The 20,162-nt window shown below is 49.5% G+C and carries 18 protein-coding genes; 3 read left to right on the top strand and 15 right to left on the bottom strand.

Going from position 1 to position 20,162, the window contains the following annotated elements:
* Positions 1 to 58 precede the first annotated feature (58 nt).
* A complete protein-coding gene (locus B4W65_RS13815) occupies positions 59 to 2,215 on the top strand; it encodes an elongation factor G (RefSeq protein WP_088655755.1) in 2,157 nt (718 codons plus the stop codon).
* A 66-nt stretch (positions 2,216 to 2,281) separates the two neighbouring features.
* Here the strand turns inward: B4W65_RS13815 and B4W65_RS13820 are convergent, their stop codons facing one another.
* The 10 genes from B4W65_RS13820 to B4W65_RS13865 all read right to left on the bottom strand — a co-directional run bounded on the left by B4W65_RS13820 (position 2,282) and on the right by B4W65_RS13865 (position 11,437).
* Positions 2,282 to 3,202, bottom strand: a complete 921-nt coding sequence (locus B4W65_RS13820; RefSeq protein WP_088655756.1) for an NYN domain-containing protein — start codon at positions 3,200 to 3,202, stop codon at positions 2,282 to 2,284.
* 128 nt (positions 3,203 to 3,330) lie between these two features.
* On the bottom strand, positions 3,331 to 4,107 hold the full coding sequence (trpA, locus tag B4W65_RS13825) for a tryptophan synthase subunit alpha (RefSeq protein ID WP_088655757.1): 777 nt from the start codon (positions 4,105 to 4,107) through the stop codon (positions 3,331 to 3,333).
* Entirely contained in the window at positions 4,104 to 5,291 is a 1,188-nt protein-coding gene (trpB, locus tag B4W65_RS13830; RefSeq protein WP_088655758.1) for a tryptophan synthase subunit beta, read from the bottom strand. The genes trpA and trpB overlap by 4 nt, the downstream gene beginning before the upstream one ends.
* 11 nt (positions 5,292 to 5,302) lie before the next feature.
* Positions 5,303 to 5,941 (bottom strand): phosphoribosylanthranilate isomerase, encoded by a 639-nt coding sequence (locus B4W65_RS13835; protein ID WP_088655759.1) that lies wholly within the window; start codon positions 5,939 to 5,941, stop codon positions 5,303 to 5,305.
* A complete protein-coding gene (gene trpC / locus B4W65_RS13840) occupies positions 5,931 to 6,743 on the bottom strand; it encodes an indole-3-glycerol phosphate synthase TrpC (RefSeq protein WP_088655760.1) in 813 nt (270 codons plus the stop codon). Before trpC ends, B4W65_RS13835 begins: the two co-directional genes overlap by 11 nt.
* 46 nt (positions 6,744 to 6,789) lie before the next feature.
* Complete coding sequence (gene trpD, locus B4W65_RS13845) at positions 6,790 to 7,788, bottom strand: anthranilate phosphoribosyltransferase (protein ID WP_088655761.1); 999 nt, start codon at positions 7,786 to 7,788, stop codon at positions 6,790 to 6,792.
* 50 nt (positions 7,789 to 7,838) lie between these two features.
* On the bottom strand, positions 7,839 to 8,408 hold the full coding sequence (locus tag B4W65_RS13850) for an anthranilate synthase component II (protein WP_088655762.1): 570 nt from the start codon (positions 8,406 to 8,408) through the stop codon (positions 7,839 to 7,841).
* A gap of 29 nt (positions 8,409 to 8,437) precedes the next feature.
* Complete coding sequence (locus B4W65_RS13855) at positions 8,438 to 9,853, bottom strand: anthranilate synthase component I family protein (protein WP_088655763.1); 1,416 nt, start codon at positions 9,851 to 9,853, stop codon at positions 8,438 to 8,440.
* A 341-nt stretch (positions 9,854 to 10,194) separates the two neighbouring features.
* On the bottom strand, positions 10,195 to 11,037 hold the full coding sequence (gene nadC, locus B4W65_RS13860; RefSeq protein ID WP_088655764.1) for a carboxylating nicotinate-nucleotide diphosphorylase: 843 nt from the start codon (positions 11,035 to 11,037) through the stop codon (positions 10,195 to 10,197).
* Positions 11,030 to 11,437, bottom strand: coding sequence for a DUF4783 domain-containing protein (locus B4W65_RS13865; protein ID WP_088655765.1), 408 nt, complete (start codon positions 11,435 to 11,437; stop codon positions 11,030 to 11,032). Before B4W65_RS13865 ends, nadC begins: the two co-directional genes overlap by 8 nt.
* A 107-nt stretch (positions 11,438 to 11,544) precedes the next feature.
* Between B4W65_RS13865 and rlmH the strand changes: the two genes are divergently transcribed.
* The gene (gene rlmH / locus B4W65_RS13870) at positions 11,545 to 12,018 is read left to right on the top strand and encodes a 23S rRNA (pseudouridine(1915)-N(3))-methyltransferase RlmH (protein ID WP_088655777.1); all 474 of its coding nucleotides are present in this window, start codon (positions 11,545 to 11,547) and stop codon (positions 12,016 to 12,018) included.
* A gap of 69 nt (positions 12,019 to 12,087) precedes the next feature.
* Positions 12,088 to 15,804: a sensor histidine kinase gene (locus tag B4W65_RS13875; RefSeq protein WP_088655766.1), complete on the top strand. Its 3,717-nt coding sequence runs from the start codon at positions 12,088 to 12,090 to the stop codon at positions 15,802 to 15,804.
* Here B4W65_RS13875 and B4W65_RS13880 read toward each other — a convergent pair.
* From B4W65_RS13880 to era, 5 genes are read right to left on the bottom strand one after another with little or no spacing between them, the layout of a single operon-like run.
* Complete coding sequence (locus tag B4W65_RS13880) at positions 15,774 to 16,172, bottom strand: RDD family protein (RefSeq protein ID WP_088655767.1); 399 nt, start codon at positions 16,170 to 16,172, stop codon at positions 15,774 to 15,776. The genes B4W65_RS13875 and B4W65_RS13880 overlap by 31 nt on opposite strands.
* A 22-nt stretch (positions 16,173 to 16,194) precedes the next feature.
* Positions 16,195 to 16,770 (bottom strand): response regulator transcription factor, encoded by a 576-nt coding sequence (locus B4W65_RS13885; protein WP_088655768.1) that lies wholly within the window; start codon positions 16,768 to 16,770, stop codon positions 16,195 to 16,197.
* A 12-nt stretch (positions 16,771 to 16,782) separates the two neighbouring features.
* On the bottom strand, positions 16,783 to 17,520 hold the full coding sequence (locus B4W65_RS13890; protein WP_088655769.1) for a hemerythrin domain-containing protein: 738 nt from the start codon (positions 17,518 to 17,520) through the stop codon (positions 16,783 to 16,785).
* Between the two features lie 47 nt (positions 17,521 to 17,567).
* The gene (gene der / locus B4W65_RS13895) at positions 17,568 to 18,884 is read right to left on the bottom strand and encodes a ribosome biogenesis GTPase Der (protein WP_088655770.1); all 1,317 of its coding nucleotides are present in this window, start codon (positions 18,882 to 18,884) and stop codon (positions 17,568 to 17,570) included.
* Positions 18,885 to 18,920: 36 nt separating this feature from the next.
* Positions 18,921 to 19,802: a GTPase Era gene (gene era / locus B4W65_RS13900; RefSeq protein WP_088655771.1), complete on the bottom strand. Its 882-nt coding sequence runs from the start codon at positions 19,800 to 19,802 to the stop codon at positions 18,921 to 18,923.
* Positions 19,803 to 20,162: the final 360 nt, after the last annotated feature.

Raw genomic sequence — 20,162 nt, forward strand, 5'->3', positions numbered from 1 at the left:
GCCTTACAAATACGTTTTTTACTGACGCTCGTTTATTAACCTTTTTAAATGTTTTGCCATGAAGGTATATCAAACCGATCAAATCAAAAATATTTCCCTCCTTGGAAGTAGCGGCTCGGGTAAAACCACCCTTGCTGAAGCAATGCTTTTCGAGGGTGGGGTCATCAGCCGGCGGGGCGATGTGGACAATAAGAATACGGTATCGGATTACAACCGGGTAGAGCATGAGTACGGCTACTCGGTTTTTTCATCTGTTTTGTATACCGAGTGGTTGGGGAAAAAATTGAATTTTATAGATTGTCCCGGGGCTGACGATTTTATCAATGGTGCCATTACCTCGCTTAATGTAACCGATACAGCGCTTATGTTGCTTAATGCCACGCAAGGCGTGGAGGTGGGTACGCAAAACCTGTTTCGCTATACCGATAAGTATCACAAGCCGGTCATTTTTGTGGTGAATCAATTGGATCATGAGAAGGCCAACTTCGAAACCACCATAGAAGCCGTTTACGAGTCCTTTGGCAAGAAGGCCGTGATTGTGCAGTATCCCGTGAATACCGGAGAGGCTTTTAATGCCGTGGTTGATGTGCTTAAAATGAAGATGTACCAGTGGGGTCCCGACGGCGGCGTTCCGGAGGTACTGGATATACCCGATGGAGAAAAAGAGCGGGCCGATGAATTGCACAACGCCCTGGTGGAGGCTGCGGCTGAAAACGATGAGAGTTTGATGGAGCTGTTCTTTGAAAAGGGCTCGCTGGATGAGGAGGAGATGCGACGTGGCATGCGTAAAGGCATGGTGGCCCGCGACCTCTTTCCCATTTTTTGTGTTTCGGCAGAAAAGGACATGGGCGTACGCCGTTTGATGGAATTCCTGGGCAATATCGTGCCCTTTGTTTCCGAAATGCCCAAACCTGTAGACAAGAATGGTGCCGAGGTGGCGCCCGATGCGAAAGGTCCGGCCTCCATATTTGTATTTAAAACCAGTATTGAGCCGCACCTGGGCGAGGTGAGCTACTTTAAGGTGATGTCGGGAACGGTTAAGGAGGGCGACGATTTGATCAATATGAATCGTGAGGCTAAGGAACGTTTATCGCAGCTGTATTGTGTGGCCGGCAGCAACCGTCAGAAAGTTTCGGAGCTGGTGGCCGGTGACATTGGTGCTACGGTTAAATTGAAGGAAACTAAGACCAATCACACCTTAAATGCAAAGGGCTGCAATTATGTATTTAATCCCATTCAGTATCCCGATCCCAAGTTTAGGGTCGCCATTAAGCCCGATAATGAAGGCGATGAAGAAAAGTTGGGTGAAATCATGACTCGTATGCACGAGGAGGATCCCACCATCAGTGTGGAATATTCTAAGGAGCTGAAGCAAATTATTGTTTATGGCCAGGGCGAGTTTCACCTAAATACCATGAAGTGGAGATTGGAAAACAACGATAAGTTGCCGGTGACCTTTTATAATCCCAAAATTCCTTATCGGGAAACGATTACCAAGCAGGCGCGTGCCGATTATCGACATAAGAAGCAGTCGGGGGGTGCCGGACAGTTTGGTGAGGTACACATGGTTATTGAGCCCTATTACGAGGGCATGCCTGCCCCCTCTGTTTATAAATTCAACGGCCAGGAGTTTAAAATGAGTGTGCGCAATACCGACGAGATTCAATTGTCCTGGGGCGGAAAATTGGTTTTGTGCAATTGTATCGTAGGGGGTTCCATCGACAACCGTTTTATGCCGGCCATCCTTAAGGGGATCATGGAAAAAATGGAAGAAGGTCCGCTGACGGGTTCTTATGCCCGCGACATTAGGGTGTGCATCTACGACGGAAAAATGCACCCGGTCGATTCCAATGAGATTTCCTTTAAACTGGCCGGCCGTAATGCCTTCCGGGCTGCCTTTAAGGAGGCGGGTCCCAAAATTCTGGAGCCGGTGTACGATGTAGAGGTGCGGGTGCCGGCCGATCGTATGGGCGACGTGATGAGCGATTTGCAGGGCCGGAGGGCCATTATTGAAGGTATGAGCAGCGAAAAAGGCTTTGAGGTGATCAAGGCCAAGGTGCCCTTGAAGGAGATGAATAAGTACTCGACTTCGCTGAGCTCCATTACCGGGGGGCGTGCTTCTTATACCATGAAGTTTGCCAGCTACGATAAGGTGCCGCCTGAAGTACAGGAGCAGTTGTTGGCTGCTTATGAAGCAGAACAGAAGGAAGATTAAGGATTTGTTTGAGGTTTGTTTTAATACCAAGTGAAAGAGCGGTCTCCCCCAAGGGAGGCCGCTTTTTTATTCTGCCAGTTCCACGTCAATGGCTACATCTTCTCCTTTTTCATTGCGGGCAATGCGAAAGGAAACCTGATCGCCCGGTTCCAAATCGTTAAAGTCGCAGCCGTTGACACTTTGGAAATGAAAAAACAGGTTGGTGGGCGGGTATTTGATGAAGCCGTAGCCCGATTTGATGGATAAGATGGTGCTGATGTGGTTGTCCTCAGTTGGGGTGTGCAACTTTTTGCGGGCATCGGCCGAAGCATCTCTGGATACAAAAAGGTCTTCGGTGATTTGTCGGTCGCGTGGCTGCTGACTGTTGATGAGTATGTGCATGGGTATGGGGTAACTCACCACATCCAGTAAATCTTGTGAGGTGCGGGTTACCTTGTGGTTGCCGTAGTCGTCGCGAAAGTCAAAATCCCACGACAACAACATCACACGTGTGCCCAGGGTGTTGAGCTTACGCACCAGGGGCACGTAGCTGCCGTCGCTGGCAATGAGCACCAAAATGTCGAACTGTTTGTACAGCGCCAGCTCAAAGGCCTCCATTGCCAGCCACAGGTCCACTTCCCGTTCCTGGCGGTAACCATTGTTGGTTTTAATGGGAAAGTAGTGGGTGGTCACGCCTTCCGACATCAGAATGTCGTCGAATACCCTTTCGTAGTACAACTGATTGCCTTTTTGACTGGCTTCCATGGCATTGAGCCTTCCCCTGAAATAATGGGCATCTACAATTTGGCAGCGGTTGGTTCCGCTGACCGACTCGAGCAGGGAGGCCTGTTCGCGAATAAAATTATGCAGACCGCTGATGCTGATGCGCGACTGACGTTCATGCACATAGTTGTAATAATTGCTGACGTGGTAAAAGTAATTGCCGTCGTAAAAAACGCCTATGCGCAACAGTTTGCTGTCGTTTGACTTGCTTTTATAGGGACTCATGCGTTTGGTTTGTGAAAGAAAAATGCGGTCAGCCCATGGTGGACTGCCGCGTGTTAAGGCGTTGGTTTTGCAAAGTTAAATACTTTCAGAAAAACTTGCAAACCTGCTTTTTGAGGGTTGTGCGTGGACTATTTCCCGTTTTTCACCTCGGAAATGAAGCGGTGAATCTCCCCTTTGAGGTCCTTTGCCTGTCCCAACAATTTCACAAAGGCACTGCCAATGATGGCGCCCTGTGCGTATTGGCAAACCGTTTTGTAGCTTTCGTTATCGCTGATGCCAAAGCCCACTACCGCCGGATGCTGCAATTGCATAGCCTTAATGCGTCGAAAATAATCCAGCTGAAAGTCGCTGAGTCCCTTCTTAGCCCCGGTTACTGCCGCAGAGGAAACCATGTAGAGGAAGCTGTTGCTGTGGGCATCGAGCTTGCGCACCCGTTCTTCGGGGGTTTGCGGGGTGATGAGAAAAATATTGCTGATGCCGTAGCGCTCGAAAAGCGGCCGATATTCTTCCAGGTAGTTTTCCAATGGCAGGTCGGGCAGTATCAATCCATCGACCCCAACCTGGGCGCAACGCTCCAGAAAGCGCTCCATACCAAATTTGAGCACCGGGTTGAGGTAGCCCATGAGCACCACCGGCATGGTGATGCCGGGGCGCATATCCGCCAACTGTTGCAGGAGGACTTCCAGGCCCATTCCGTTTTGCAGGGCCTGGGTACCGCTTTGCTGGATAACGGGTCCATCGGCCAGCGGGTCCGAAAAGGGCATCCCAATTTCAACAAAGTCCACCCCGCTTTCCTGCAGCGCGTCCAGCACCACGCGGGTGGCATTCAGCTGTGGGTAGCCGGCCGTATAATAAATAGACAGCAGGTCCTTTTTGCTGCTGAAGAGTTTTTGCAGTCGCGTCATTTTTCGGTCAGTTTGAAGTGTTCCATATAGGTTTTCATGTCTTTATCGCCTCTTCCGGAGACGGTAACCACCACCTGGTCGGTCGGTTTAAAGCGCAGTTTGCCCAGGGCCGCCAGGGCATGGGCCGATTCCAGTGCTGGGATGATGCCTTCGAGGCGGGTAAGCTCCAGGGCGGCATCCAGGGCTTCTGCATCGGTCACCGGCAAATAGGTCGCGCGGTGACTGTCCTTTAAAAAGGCGTGGAGGGGACCAATGCCCGGGTAGTCGAGGCCTGCGGAAATGGAGTAGGGCTCGGTAATTTGTCCGTCCCCATCCTGCATCAGGTAGGTCATACTGCCGTGAATGATGCCCTTTTCGCCACAGGCCATGGAGGCGGCAGTCTCCCCACTTTCTACCCCCATGCCGGCTGCTTCGGTGCCAATAAGTTGCACCGAAGGGTGCTCCAGAAAGTGATAAAAGCTGCCTGCTGCATTGGAGCCGCCTCCCACACAGGCCAGCACATAGTCGGGCAGCTCCGTGCCTGTTTTTTCCTTGAGCTGTTGCTTGATTTCGCTGCTGATGACCGCCTGCAGGCGGGCCACCATATCGGGGTAGGGATGGGGGCCCACTACCGAACCGATGAGGTAGAAGGTGTCCGTAGGATGTGCAATCCAGTCGCGCAGTGCCTCGTTGGTGGCATCCTTTAAGGTGCGGTTGCCTGAAAGTGCCGGGCGCACTTCGGCTCCCAACATGCGCATACGGGCCACGTTCGGCGCCTGGCGCTCCATGTCGGTCTGTCCCATATACACAACGCACTCGAGGCCCATCAGGGCACATACCGTAGCGGTGGCCACGCCATGCTGACCGGCGCCGGTCTCGGCAATGATGCGCCGGCGCCCCATTTCCTTCGCCAGTAGAATCTGACCAATGGTGTTGTTGAGTTTGTGACTGCCGGTATGGTTCAAGTCCTCCCGCTTCAACCAGATGTTGGTTTGGTAGTGTTGCGACATCCGCTCGGCTTTAAACAGGGGAGAGGGGCGCCCTGCGTAGTCGCTGAGCAAATGATGATAAGTCTTTTGAAAGCTGTCGGATTCCAGGATGCGCAGGTATTTTCCGCGCAGCTCCTCGATATTTGGGATGAGCATTTCCGGAATGTAGGCGCCTCCGTAGGCGCCGTAGAAACCTTTTTCGTTGGGGTGAAACATGCTTGTTGAATTTATAAAGGTGGATTGCTTTGACGATACTTATTCAGAAAAGCTTGCAGGGCGGGCACATCCTTGTGTGCCGGAGCACTTTCGAAGCGACTGTTCAGGTCGATGCCCGCCAGTTGCGGATGGTGAAAGGCACGTAGTGCTTCTGCGTCGGTCGGACCCAGTCCCCCGCTCAGGAAGAAGGGGGTAGTACCCCGATAGTCCTGGAGCAAGTGCCAGTCGTATTTTTGTCCCGACCCGCCGTGGGCCTGCGAGGGCGTATCGAATAGAAAATAGTCGCAGTTCCCTTCATAGTCCCTGGTATTGGCAAAATCGCTGCCCTGTCTGGCCGCAAAGGCTTTGATGATCTCCAGGCCTTCGGCCTTCAGTTGCCTGCACTGTGCTGCGCCCTCCTGACCGTGCAGTTGCAGGGCATCCAGCTGGTACCGTTGGGCCACATGCAGCATATCGCTGGTGCTGGTGTTGACAAAGACGCCGGTTTTTTTGATGCCTGCAGGGATCTGTTCCAGCATTTCGGGCAGCAGCAGCTCGCCCGCATAGCGGGGCGAAGGCGGATAAAAGATGAAGCCCAGATAGTCGGGTTGCAAGCCGGCCACCGCCTTGATGTTTTCGGGATGGCGCATCCCGCAGACTTTAATCAGCATAGTTGGTCTGACTTACAGTGGTTTGTATTTGTTGGCAGAAGTCGGCACAGGCGGCTCCCGGATCCTGGTGTTTCATAAAGTACTCTCCCATCAAAAAGCCCTTAAAGCCTGCTTTGCGCAGCCTTTTGTAGTCCTCCGCCGAAGCAATTCCGCTTTCGGCGACTGGCACCAGGTGCTTGGGCAGTTGGGCTGCCAGGTGCATCGAGTGTTCCAGGTCTACTTTAAAATCTTTGAGGTTGCGGTTGTTGATGCCTACCAGCTGGACGTAGCTGTTCAGCAGCTCCAGTTCTTTTTCTTCGTGGATTTCAAAGAGGACTTCCATACCCAGAGAGTTGGCCAGGGCGGCCAGTTCTTTGGCCTGGCCTTTATCCAGAATCGCTCCAATGAGCAGGATGGCGCTTGCCCCCAGGGCTTTGGCTTCGTAAACCTGATAAGGGTCTATGATGAATTCCTTTCGGATGATGGGCAGCTGACTGAGGTCGCGGCCCTGCGCCAGGTCCTCGTCGCTGCCCCCAAAAAAGTCGCGGTCGGTCAGAATCGACAGGGCAGATGCGCCGGCTTTTTGATAGGCCGGTACAATATCGGCCACCTGCGCCCCGGCATGAATAGCACCCTTAGAGGGCGAACGTCGTTTGAATTCGGCAATGATGCCGGTGGCGCCCTGAGCCAGCAGGGCCGCTTTAAACGAGGGCACCTTCTGGTCGTAATGCCGGTAATACTGGAGCAGTTTTAGTGGGGTTTGGGCCTGGGCCGCAGCCACTTCTTCGCGTTTGCGGGCTACTATTTTATCGAGAATATTCATGGTCCTTGGTTTTGAAACGGTTCGGTTGTTGTCGCCTGGTCGACGTTTAATTTTGGGTATCCAGTAGTTTTTTTACCGTGGCTTTGGCCCGGCCCGAGAGCAGCGATTCGCGTGCCTTGTCCAGGGCCTCGTCGATGCTGAGTTCGGGACGGTTACACTGGATGGCAAAGGCCGCATTGGCAATAACGACATTGTTCTGCTGCGCAGTTCCTTTTCCATCGAGTATGGTGTTGAATATGGCGGCTGCTTCTGCTACTTCGTGTCCTCCCTGAATGCTTTCGGGACTGTTTTCGGGCAGCTTCAGATCGGCTGCTGTGAGCAGTTGTTCCCCATTCTGGGTAATGACCTTGAAGGGGGAGGTCAGCGAAATTTCATCGTAGCCATCGGTGCTGTGCAAGATGGTGAAACGTTGGTCGCCTTCCTGAAACAAATACTGGTACAAGCGCGCCAATTCGAGGTCGAACACCCCCGCCAGCTGGCTTTGGGGACTGGAGGGATTGACCAGTGGGCCCAACATGTTGAAGAAGGTTTTGATGCCCAATTCTTTTCGGATGGGCGCTACCGCCTTCATGGCCGGATGGAAGAGCGGAGCATGTAAAAAACAAATGCCTGCCCGGTCGATTTGACGACGCAGGGTATCGCTGTCGTTGGTAAAGCGGTAGCCCAAAGCTTCGAGCATGTTGGACGATCCGCAACCAGAGCTTACACCATAGTTGCCGTGCTTGGCCACTTTTATGCCGGCGCCAGCCGTGATGAAAGAGGCCAGGGTACTGATGTTGAAGGTGTTTTTTCCGTCGCCCCCGGTGCCGCACAAATCTACGGTGTCGAAATCCGACAGGTCCACGGGAAGGCGAAGTTCCAACAGACCGTCGCGGAAACCCGAAAGTTCTTCTACGGTAACCGGGCGCATCATATAAACCGATAAAAAGGCAACAACCTCAGATTTGCTGTAGCTGTCGCGCGTAATGTTTACTAAGATTTCCCGTGCCTGTGGGCGACTGAGGGTTTGGTAATCGAAAAGGGTTTTTAATATGGGCTGTAACATCTTTCTTTTGTTTTAAGCTGAATACTGAATGAGTGATGACGTGGAAGTGCTTATTGTTGCAGCCAGTTCTTAATCATCTCTTTTCCGTTTTGGGTCAATATCGATTCGGGATGAAACTGCACGGCACGAACATCGCAGCTGCTGTGGCGCAGGCCCATAATCTGACCCTCCTCGTCGCGTGCCGTTATTTTAAGGCTCTCCGGCAGTTTTTGTTCATCAACCACCCAACTGTGGTAGCGTCCCGCTTCAAATGTTGTGGGTAGTCCGTTGAACAGTATTTCATCCGGGTCTTCCACCCGTATGGGGGTGGCAATGCCGTGGTACACTTTGGAAAGGTTGTAGATTTGGCCCCCAAATACTTCGGCAATGGCCTGGCAACCGAGACAAACGCCCAGGATGCTGTGGGTGGGCGCAAGGGCTTTGATGAGTGGTTTCAGAATGCCGGCTTCGTCGGGGATGCCGGGGCCGGGCGACAGCACAATTTTGTCGTAGGCGGCGGCTTCTTCTACGCTGATTTCGTCGTTGCGGTACACATCTACCTGGGCGTCGGTGAGTTCTTCGAGATAATGCACCAGATTGTAGGTAAAGGAATCGTAATTGTCGAGCACCAGTATTTTCATGACTCTTGTTTTAGTAGTTGGAGAATGTGTTAAAACTCACGGGCGAGTTCAATGGCGCGTTTCAGGGCGCCCAGTTTGTTGTTGACTTCCTGCAGTTCGTTTTCTTCTTTCGACTCGGAAACCACGCCGGCCCCGGCCTGGTAAAACAGGGTGTTGTTTTTGCTCAGGAAGGTACGGATGGCAATGGCCTGGTTGAAGCTACCGTCGAGGCCCAGCTGGCCGATGCAGCCGCCATAAAAGCCTCTTTGCTGGGGTTCGTAGCGGTCGATCAGTTCCATGGCCTTGTACTTGGGTGCTCCGGAGAGGGTGCCGGCCGGAAAGGTATCGCCCATCACCCTTGGGGTGGTGGAGCCGGGTTTGAGTTTTCCGTTCACCTCAGAGACCATGTGCAGGACGTGACTGTAGTACTGAATTTCTTTGTAGGTCTTAACTTTAACTTCATTGCAGTTGCGTCCCAGGTCGTTGCGTGCCAAATCGACCAGCATAACGTGCTCGGCATTTTCTTTGGGGTCGGCAGCCAGTTCCTCGGCCAATTTGAGGTCCTTCAGGTCATCGCCCGTACGCTTAAAGGTGCCGGCAATGGGATTGATGGTAGCGGTACCCTTGTCCACCACCAACTGACTTTCGGGTGAGGAGCCAAAGAGGCGGTAGTTGCCGTAATCGAAAAAGAAGAGGTAGGGAGAGGGATTGATGTGTCGCAGGGCCCGGTATACATTGAATTCGTCGCCTTTGAACTGTTGGGCAAACTGGCGGGAGAGGACGATCTGAAAGACATCGCCGCGGTAGCAATGTTCCTTGCCCTTGCTGACCATAGCCTTGTAATCTTCGTTGCTCAGGGAGGATGATTCGCCATTTACCGGCGCAAAGCGGAAGGAGGGTACTGTTCTGTTTTTTAGGATGTTCAACAGTTTATCGTAACTGCTTTGTTCTTCTCCGATGAGGTGTTCAACCAGATAGAGCTGGTTGGTGAAATGGTTGAAGGCAATGACCGAGCGGTACAAATGGTAGCGCATGTCGGGTATGGCATAGGGAGCTGCCGGGTCAAGTTTCAGTTGAAGGTTTTCAAAGTAGCGAACGGCATCGTAGGTGGTATAGCCGTAGAGTCCGGTAGCAGCAAGGGGACAGTCGTTGGGGGCCACCTGCAGGCGGTCGATGAAGTCCTGCAGCAAGTCGGTCACCGGCTTGCTGGCTGGCAACGGGGTGGTTTCGCTGTGCTTGTCCGGAAAGCGACAAGTCACCTGCTCTCCCTCCACCAGAAAGTCGGCCATGGGGTCGAAGCAAATGAAGGAGGTGGAATTGTTGTTGCCGTGGTAATCCGAACTCTCGAGCAGGATGGTGTTGGGGTACAGGTCGCGCAAGGTCAGGTAAAGACTTACCGGAGTAACCACATCTCCAATGTGAGGGGGAATGCGGCGATGGTGGACGTTGATGGAATAATTTTGCATGAGTACTTATTTTTTCGTTGGATTTGCATAAAAAGAAAGAAGGCTTGCCGGGGATTCCGACAAGCCTTCTTAAGTTATTCTGGTTCGCAACAGAGCATAAGGGCATCGCTTCATCTCCCGTGTATGAGGACTGAAGTGTGCCACCACCAATTGTTGTTGCGAATGATTGTCTGCATGGTTTCGTTTTCTAATCGTTCTGCAATTTTACGTAAGGATTTTCTAAAAAGCAAACACTGGTTTTGAATTTTTTTCAGGTTGTTTGCTTAAGTCGTTTGTTTTGAGCGGATTGTCCGTTGTGTAAAAACGTGATAAAAATCACACTCTTTTGATAAAAAGTCCCTTTAATAGGCTTTGAGACTTAAATCCAAACTTTTTATGTGATGGGTCAGGGCGCCCACAGATATGTAATCGACCCCTGCCAGGGCATAGTCGCGCAACTGATCCAAAGTGATGCCACCCGATGATTCTGTTTCGTAACGGCCGGCTATTCGCGCAACAGCCTGTTGGGTGAGTTCGGGACTGAAATTGTCAATGAGGATGCGATCGATGCCGCCGGTCTGCATGACCTGTTCCAGCTCATCCATATTGCGTACCTCTACTTCTATTTTAAGGGAACGGCCACTTTGCTTCAGGTAGGCCTGGGTCGCTTTAATGGCCTTTTCAATACCTCCGGCAAAATCGATGTGATTGTCCTTGAGCATAATCATATCGTACAAGCCCATGCGGTGGTTTACGCCACCCCCGATGCGCACCGCTTCCTTTTCGAGCCAGCGCATACCCGGCGTGGTTTTGCGCGTGTCGAGCACCTTGGTTTTTAAATCTGCAATGCGCGTGGCATACTCCCGTGTATGGGTGGCTATGCCGCTCATCCGTTGCATGATGTTCAACACGAGTCGTTCTGCCTGAAGCAGGGTTCTGGTTTTCCCTTCTACGGTAAAGGCTATGTCTCCCGGCTTAATGAGGTCGCCATCTTTCAGCAGGGGCTTAAATTGCAGATCCGACTGCAGGGTGTGAAATACGAGCGGTGCTATTTCCATTCCCGCTAAAACACCGTTTTCCTTCACCAGCAAGCGGGCTTTTCCGGTGGCAGTTTCAGGAATACAGGCCAGAGAAGAGTGGTCGCCATCGCCCAAATCTTCCCTTAGGGCATTGCTTATAAATTCTTGAAGTAAAGCTTTAGTCATCTTGTTTTTCTACGCGTAATTGATGAATCAGGGTTTGCCCATTACTGTTTTTAATCAAAAACAGCAGGCGGTATTGCCCCCGGTTGTAGTGGTAGCGGCCAATGGCAAAGGTAGCATTTTCCCGCTCTCCCTGGTGAATAAACTGGAAAGAGGCGGGCGGATATTGCTCAAAGAAGTCCTTCATCAGAAACTGGGCCTGTTCCTTGCTGAATACACCCGACTTGCCTGGAAGCACCAATTCAATTCTGGGATTGAAATATTCTGCCAGTGTGGCTGCATCGCCGCTGCGTGTCGCATTGGCAATGCCGTCCGGCATGCTCCCGTTGTTTTGTCCAAGGGTCGCCAAGGGTAGGAAGAGCAGGATCAATCCGCTAAAAATGAATAATTTAAAGGTTTTCATATCGGTTTTTTAAGAAACACAACTTCAGTAACATACAAAAACTAAACCATAAATTTGGATGCGCTGTCTTATTTTTGTTTTTTGCACTTGCAAAAGTGTTATACGTAATGAAAACCGTTTTGGTTATGGTTGGCCGCACCAATGCGGCCTGGTTGCAGACTGGTATCGATGAGTATGTGAAGCGTCTCGGGCATTACGCTCCTTTTGAATTGCTGGTTATCCCGGATGTGAAAAAAGGCGGGAGTCTCCCTCAGGAAGTGCTGAAGGAAAGGGAGGGGCGTTTGATTCTGGATCAGTTGACGTCTGGCGATGTTTTGGTGTTGCTGGATGAAAATGGAAAGTTGGCTGGCTCAAGAGAGTTTGCCGGTTTTGTTCAAAAGCAGATGGTCGCCGGGGTGCGTAGACTTTTTTTTATTATTGGGGGAGCTTATGGCTTTTCGGCGGAGGTGTATGGGCGTGCTAATTATAAACTTAGTCTTTCCAAGATGACGTTTTCTCATCAGATGGTGCGCCTTATTTTTGTGGAGCAACTTTATCGGGCCCACAGTATTTTGAATAATGAACCTTATCACCATGATTAGCGGCCTGGTTTTTGAAGTTGGGCATGTTAATTGGTGGGTAAGCCTGCTGCTAATTAACCATTGGTTGGTATGAGACGCATTTTGTCTAAGACATATTATCCCATCTTCTTTGTTGCGACCCTCCTGGTGTTGGTTGCTGCCAGTCTTATACTGCGACAGCATGCTGAAGAGTTGCCTGGGCGTGCGCTTTCAGCGGCTCGGATCGAAAAACTGGTTCAGCAGGAACAGCACGAGATGCAGGATTTCCTGGATGCCCTGCCCGTGGCTACCTTTAATTCTCATCAGCGCTTGTGGGAACATATTGATTCGCTCAAGCCGCATAGTTACGAGTTGTTGGTGTTTCAGGGTTACGAAATGGTGGGGTGGAACAGCAGTCTTTTGCCTGTTGATGGGTTTAATCCTCAGTATTTTAAGCAGGCGCTGGTGCGCCTGGAGAATGGTTGGTATTTGACCAGGTGGCGGCAGGAGGGGGATGTTTTATTGGTGGCTTTTAGTTTGTTTAAACGAACGTACCTCTACCAAAATCAGTTTTTGCAAAATGGTTTTCCCGAACATTTTGGATTGGATCCCTCCCTTATGATCAGTCGTGAGCCGGTAGCAGGCAGTATGGATTTACACGACAGTAAGGGGAGCTATCTTTTTAGTTTGGTAGGAACTGATACGGCACAACGTCCGCCTATGGCTTCCTGGATCAGCGATGTTTTATTATTGCTCAGTAGTCTGATCTTTTGGTTGGGCCTTTTCCGTTTTCAAAGCCTCTTTTATCGTAGGCAGATGGGTAATTTAAGTTGGCTTTTGGCCGGCGCCATTTTTTCTTTGGGTTATTATCTTGTTTTTTGGAAACTTGGGTTGGCTTGTATGGAGCGCTGCGAGTTGTTTTCGCCCTATCATTTTGCCTGGTCCAATTTTCTGCCTTCATTGGGGCACTTTTTCTTGTTCGGATTTTGGTTGTTCACCCTGGCATTCTGGTTTTTCCGGTTTTATCGCCTGCCGTCCTTTTATAAGCAGAAAATGGCGGGATTTCGAAAAGGGGCAGCGATGGCATTTCTCCTTGCGCTCACCTTATTGCTGTTGGTCTTTGTTACCCGACTTTTTTATATCCTGGCCAATCACAGCTCAGGGCCCCTTGTGCTGATGCGGGTCATTGATCTGGATCTTATAGTTCTGGTGCGTTTTTTTTCTATTGCCTTTTTGTTACTGACTTATTTGTTGGTAGCCGAGCGTATGGTGTTGTTGTTTCTGGCTTTGTTCTCCCGAAAGTGGCTTTTCCTGACCTGGCTGTTGCTGTCTTTATCAGCTGCTTTATGGAGTGGCGGTTTGGGGGTGGGCAACAGCGACTGGACTTTTGTGTTTTCTTGTGTAGTGGGGGGCTTGTTGATTTTTGCCAGGCGTAAGCCGGAATACGGACTCACGCACACTTCGTTTTTATGGTTGGCACTTAGCTTTTCGCTGTTTGCGGGAATGGTAATGATGGATTTGACTGTAAAACGAGAGGAGGCCAATCGGGAACTTCTTGCAGAGAACCTTTCGTTTCAGTTACTCAGGGACGAGGATCCCGTGGCAGAAATGTATCTTTCTGAAATAGAGAAGCAGCTTTCGAACGATGTAACGCTTATGCGTCTGTTGGCGCAGGGGGAGGTCGATGGTGACCTTATCCGCAACCACCTAGTAAAGTTTTATTTTTATGGTTATTGGGGGCGCTTTGATCTGCAGATTGTTCCCTGTTGGCCGCAGGGAGATTTGTACCTGGAAGGCTCTCAGGAGGTGAGGAATTGTTACGACTACTTTTATGAAATGCTGGAGAGCTTTGGCTATGCCATTCCTGGAAGCAATCATTTTCACTACCTCGATAATCTAAATGGCCGGGTTTCTTACCTGGGGGTTTTTCGCTTTTTTGCCAACGATCCCCAACGTGAGACGTCTTTGTTTATTGAGTTGCAATCAAAACCATTTTTTGAGGGACTGGGCTATCCCGAGTTGTTGGTGAGTGAACGGGAAAGGGCACGAATGGGTTTGCTGGACAACTATTCTTATGCCAAGTATTTGAATGGTCGTTTGGTGAAGCGTTCCGGCGAGTTTCCCTATAAGGGGGAAGCCCAGTATTATCAGCCAGTACCGCACAGTAAGGTGTTTGTAAAGGACGAATCGTTTTCGCATTTGGTTTATCAGCCCGATGAGGAGGTGACAATTGTATTGAGCAGAGAAGATTACAGTCTTGGGGAGGTGCTCATCGCTTTTTCCTTGTTTTTCCTCTTTTTCTTTTTGCTGGGGGCGCTGTTGTTGCTGCTGATGCAGTGGCGTTCTGTCGGCTTTTCTTTTCAACTAACCATTCAAAAACGCATTCAGCTGGTTTTTGTTTTGCTGTTATTGCTGATGTTGGTGGTGGTGGCTGCAGGCACGGTTTATTATACCGTCAACCAGTTTAAGCGAAAGCATCTGGAGCTTTTGGAAAACAAGGTGCAATCTATTTTGCTCGAACTGGAGTATAAAATCGGACTGGATGGGCCGGAGACGGCCCGGCCTGAGGAGTACCTTAATTATCAGCTGCAAATGATCAGCAATGTTTTTTATTGCGACATCAATCTTTATGGGGTGGAGGGAACGCTGTTGGGTACTTCTCGCCCCGAGTTGTTTCGTAATGGTTTGATGGGGGCGCAAATGAACCCTAAAGCTTATTACAAACTGGCCTATACGGATGCGGTGCGGCATTTGGAGGAGGAGCAAATAGGTACCATGTCCTACACCTCTTTTTATGTTCCGCTTCTTGATGCGGAAAATCGGCTGTCGGGTTTTGTTAATTTGCCCTATTTTGTGGGAAACAATGAGCTCCGCGAGGAGGTCAGTTCGGTGGTGGTAACGGTGGTCAATTTTTACCTTGTCTTTACCTTAGTTGTAATTAGCCTGGCGGTATTTCTGGCGCGTCAGATCACTCGTCCCCTCTTGTTGTTGCAAAGTAAGATTTCTCAGGTAAAGCTCGATCGATCTAACGAGAAGATCGATTACAAAGGAGAAGACGAGATTGGTGGGTTGGTGGCAGAGTACAACCGGATGGTTGATGAGTTGGCCATTAGTGCTGCTAAATTGGCCAAAACCGAACGCGACTTGGCCTGGCGGGAGATGGCGAAGCAGATTGCCCATGAGATTAAAAATCCCTTGACGCCGATGAAGCTGAGTATTCAGTATTTGCAAAGAGCATGGAACGATAAGGTGGAAGATTTTGACAGCTACCTGGCTCGGGTTACGGGTACGCTTATTGAGCAAATAAACAGTTTGTCGAGCATTGCTTCGGAGTTCAGTAAGTTTGCTCAAATGCCCCTGGCCAAGGCAGAGGTGGTTAATTTAATGGATAAGCTGGAGAGTTGTCGTACGCTTTTTGGCGATACGGGAACAGCGGAGATTGCTTTGCACAATGAGGTAGGTGGTGCTGTAATGGTTCGGGCAGATGGAGAGCAGTTGTTGGGCGTATTCAACAACTTGATTAAGAATGCCTTGCAGTCTGTCCCCGAAGACAGAGAGGGCCAAATCAATATTGTTGTAGCCTTAAACGGGGATATGGTGCGTGTGGCTGTGGCCGATAATGGGCAAGGGGTGCCTGAGGAGGTGCGGGACCATTTGTTTGTCCCCAGCTTTACTACAAAGACGGGGGGCATGGGATTGGGACTGGCCATCTCCCGAAGGGTTGTCGAAAATGCAGGGGGACAAATTTGGTTTGAAACCAGAGCCGGAGAGGGGTCTGTCTTTTATGTTGAGCTGCCTCAGGCCCGGTCTTTGTCTTCGGGTGAATAGCGCACTACGATTGTTTGTGTCCAAAAATCTGCCAGTCGTCTGCCTCGGGAAAAAAAGAACCAGAGATCTACGAGGTTGAGAATGGGAATCAGAAAAACCAATCCGCGGATGATGGACTTTTCGGGGTAGCGAATCAGATCATCCTGCCCGGGCAGGATGATGACTTTAAGATGCAGTAAATGTTTGCCCAGGCTTTGCCCTTGTAGAAAGGGTAGGGAATCCTTCGAAAGGAAATACAGTAAGGCCAGTAACCAACCCACACGGGGAAGCATCATCAGTCCAGCCACTATAATCAGGTCTATGACGGCTGCTAAGATGCGATCTGTAAAAGGAGCTGCAGCTCCCTCTGTAATTGGCGTTGTTGACATACCCAAGTGTTTTATCAGGCTCCTAAGATATATCTTCCATATTAATTATGCCATTCAGAATGGCATAAACCGTGAGTCCCGAAACACTTTTGATGTCTAATTTCCGTGTAATGTTTTTTCGGTGCGAAATGACGGTGTGGGTGCTTATAAACAGGTCGGCCGCTATTTCTTTGTTGGTTTTTCCCAGTGCCACATGTTGCAATATGAGTTTTTCGCGCGGCGTGAGTTCTTCGGATTCCTCCTGGGCTTTGTCGGCGCTTATGGTTTTTAGTGCTTTTGATATTTTATCGGTGAGGGCAACCTTGGAGTCGTAAATGGATAATTGGTTTTCCGGAGCTCCCTGGGGGAGACCGGTGTTAATGATGTGCAACAACCGACAGCCTTCGGGCAGAAGACTGTCCCATTTTTTGTCGGGACTGGCTGCAGTTATGGCCGAGTTTACAATGAGGAGATCGGGTTCAAAATGTTGCAGAACTTCCCCTATTCCCAGCTGCGATCCCAGGATTTCAATTTCGCCCACTTCGGGAAATTGCCTTAATATGTGAATCAAACCCTTTCTTAAAAGATAGGATTGCTCTGCCAGCAGGACACTTACCATAGGTTTTGCAGCTTATTGGTTGGTGGAGCCTTGGTTCAGCTCCAGCTCCATTTGACGGGCTTTTGGTATGAGCACATTTTCTTCAAGCAGCGTGTGATCTTTTAAGTCGTTGCCCAAACGACTTATTTCTAAAAGCAGATTGGTGAAATGGCAGTTGCTGCTTGGTGGGGGGAGATGGCGCAGGAGAATGCTTTGCAGATCAAAGACTTTCTCTTCTAAGTCACTGTGGTGCTCCAGATATTTATCAATGGTGTAGGTCTTGTAGCGCTTCCTGAAAGTTTCCAGATCCATATTTCCCGACAGGGTGTTGCCCAGGGCAAGGATGTAGGGAAAGGTGGTGTTTTCCTCGTCTTCGATGTGTTCGGTAAACTCCCGAATGTACTCTCTGAAGAATTCCAGCATGAGTCGGGCCGAATGGTCGGGCATATCGGGCAATTGCTCCAGAAATTCAATTTCCTTTTCGATTCGTGGAATCTGGTAATTCAGATAGCACTGATGGGTGTGATGCAGGTAGCGCACCAGCCACTGAGCATCGCCCTGAATCAGCTGCTCCTGAGGAAAGTTCTCGCGCTCGTTGAACCACTGAACCAGCTGGAGAAAGAAGTCCACATTAATGTTGTGTTCTCTACATACATCGGAGATGGTTTTGTCCTTAAACCCAAAAGGGATTTGAAGGCGCTGAACCACTGCCAGCACCTCAAAATTTAAGTGCACCAAATCCGCCATCTTCATGTCGGCGTGTATCCGCATAAGTCAGTTATTTAGAATGTGTAAAAATAAGGTTTTTTTTTGAATCCTTATTTTTTGCGCATAAAAATATTTACAGGAACGCCCGAGAGGTCCCATTTACCGCGGATTTTGTTTTCAAGGAAACGCTTGTAGGGCTCCTTGACATATTGTGGTAAGTTGCAGAAAAAGGCAAAAGAAGGTGGTATGGTAGGCAGTTGGGTGATGAATTTAATTTTTATGTACTTTCCTTTGGTTGCAGGAGGGGGCGTGTTCGCAATCAGGGGTAATAAGAACTCATTAATTTGCGAGGTCGAAATCTTACGGGTCCTGTTTTCATAAACACGAGCAGCCTCTTCCAGTGTTTTAAAGAGTCTTTGTTTGGTGATGGCTGAGGTAAAGATGATGGGATAATCTACGTAAGGCGCCGTTTTTTCACGAATCTCTGCTTCAAACAACTTGGTACTGTGGGTGTCTTTTTCGATGAGGTCCCACTTGTTGACCACAACCACAATGCCTTTGCGGTTGCGTTCAATAAGACTGAATATTTTCTGGTCCTGCCCCTCAAAACCCCGGGTGGCATCAATCATCAGGATACAAACATCGGAGTTTTCTATGGCACGAACTGCGCGCATCACCGAATAAAACTCCAGATTTTCGTGCACTTTGGCCTTTTTGCGAATACCCGCCGTGTCGACCAGAAAAAAATCATGGCCAAATTTGTTGTAACGCGTGTATAAACTGTCGCGGGTAGTCCCTGAAATGGGCGTTACAATGTTGCGGTCTTCACCCGTCAGCGCATTAATCAAGGATGATTTACCGGCGTTTGGTCGTCCCACAATGGCAAAACGAGGAAGGCTGAGGTCTTCCTCTTCCGGCCGGTTGATCTGTTTGTCGGGCAATTCCCTTACCAGGGCATCCAGCAAATCGCCGGTTCCGGCACCATTTATAGAAGAAATCGAATAGAGCTCAGAAAGGCCCAGGGAATAGAAGTAGGCAGACTCCGCTTCTCTGTCGTGGGTGTCGACTTTGTTGACGACCACCAGGGCTTTTTTGCCGCTGCGACGGATGACTTCCGCCACCATTTCATCGTAATCAGTAATGCCGGTGGTAACGTCCACTACGAAAAGTAAGATGTCGGCTTCTTCGATGGCGATCAGCACCTGATCACGGATGGCTTCCTCAAAAACATCTTCCGAATTGATGGCATAGCCACCGGTATCGATCACCGAAAAGTCGATGCCATTCCAGTGGGCCTTTCCGTATAGCCTGTCGCGGGTCACCCCGCTCATTTCGTCAACAATCGCCTGTCGCGTTCCTGTTAAACGATTAAAGAGGGTCGATTTTCCAACATTTGGACGTCCTACAATGGCAACTATATTTCCCATATTTCTTATTGTATTTCTTTACTTGTTTCAGTTTGTCTATTGGTCGTAGCCAAAGTTTTTCAGGAAATTATCCTGATTTCGCCAGTCTTTCGAGACTTTCACATACAGTTGCAGAAACACCTTGCGATCGAGGAAGGTCTCAATGGCCCTGCGTGCCTCTGTCCCCAGTTTTTTAAGCGCCTTGCCCTGGTGGCCTATCAATATGCCTTTTTGTGAGTCACGTGCCACATGAATGCTGGCACTGATGTTGACGCGCTTAGGTGTTTCCTTAAATTCCTCTACAACAACTTCTACCGAGTAGGGGATTTCCTTCTGATAATAGAGCAGTATTTTCTCACGAATGATTTCCGATACAAAAAAGCGCTCCGGCTTGTCGGTAAGCGCATCCTTATCAAAATAGGGGGGCGACTCCGGAGTGAGTTCCAGAATGCGCTGGTAAAGTTGGTCTACATTGAATTTATGCAGTGCCGAAACGGGATAAATCTCCGCATTGGGCAATAAGGTTTTCCATTGGTCTGTGAGGGCTTCCAAGCCCTCCTGGGTGCTCAGGTCCACCTTGTTGATGACGAGCAATACGGGGACTTGTGCCGCCGCTACTTCCTTTATAAAGTCGGCGTTTTTAGCTGCCGTTTCCACCGTGTCGGTCAGATAAAGAATGATATCTGCATCGATCAGCGCCGATTTGCTGAATTTCAGCATCGACTCCTGTAGTTTGTAATTGGGCTCCAAAACGCCCGGTGTATCTGAAAACACCAGCTGATGATCTTCTTTATTAACGATCCCCAGTATTTTGTGGCGGGTGGTTTGTGCCTTTGAGGTAATAATGGATAAGCGTTCCCCTACCAATAAATTCATAAGGGTTGATTTTCCCACGTTCGGGTTGCCTACAATGCTGACAAAGCCTGCTTTATGACTCATATAAATGTAAAATTTCGGGCACAAAGGTACGATAAAAGCTGATTAGTTGGGTATATCAGAGATAAACTTGAGTGGATTGGAGATGAATTTTAGAGTTGATAATCAATCGATTCACAATTTTTAATATAAAAATGGAAATAAAAAGTTTGTATGATGAGGATTTTCGTCGTTACTTTGCATCCGCTTTCAAACAGAAAGTATGCAGGCCAAGCGCGGCAGGCAGGAGCATAAGAGACAAGATTGAAAAGCAAAGGCCAACGGGGTGTTGGAGACGAAAGTTTCGTTTTCAAAAACTGTAAGTCACTTAAAGGAAATCGATAAGTAACGAAAAAGTTTAAGCCCCGAAAAAACTTTCAAAAA

Origin of the sequence: Geofilum rhodophaeum (assembly GCF_002210225.1) — a bacterium.
GTDB lineage: Bacteria > Bacteroidota > Bacteroidia > Bacteroidales > Marinilabiliaceae > Geofilum > Geofilum rhodophaeum.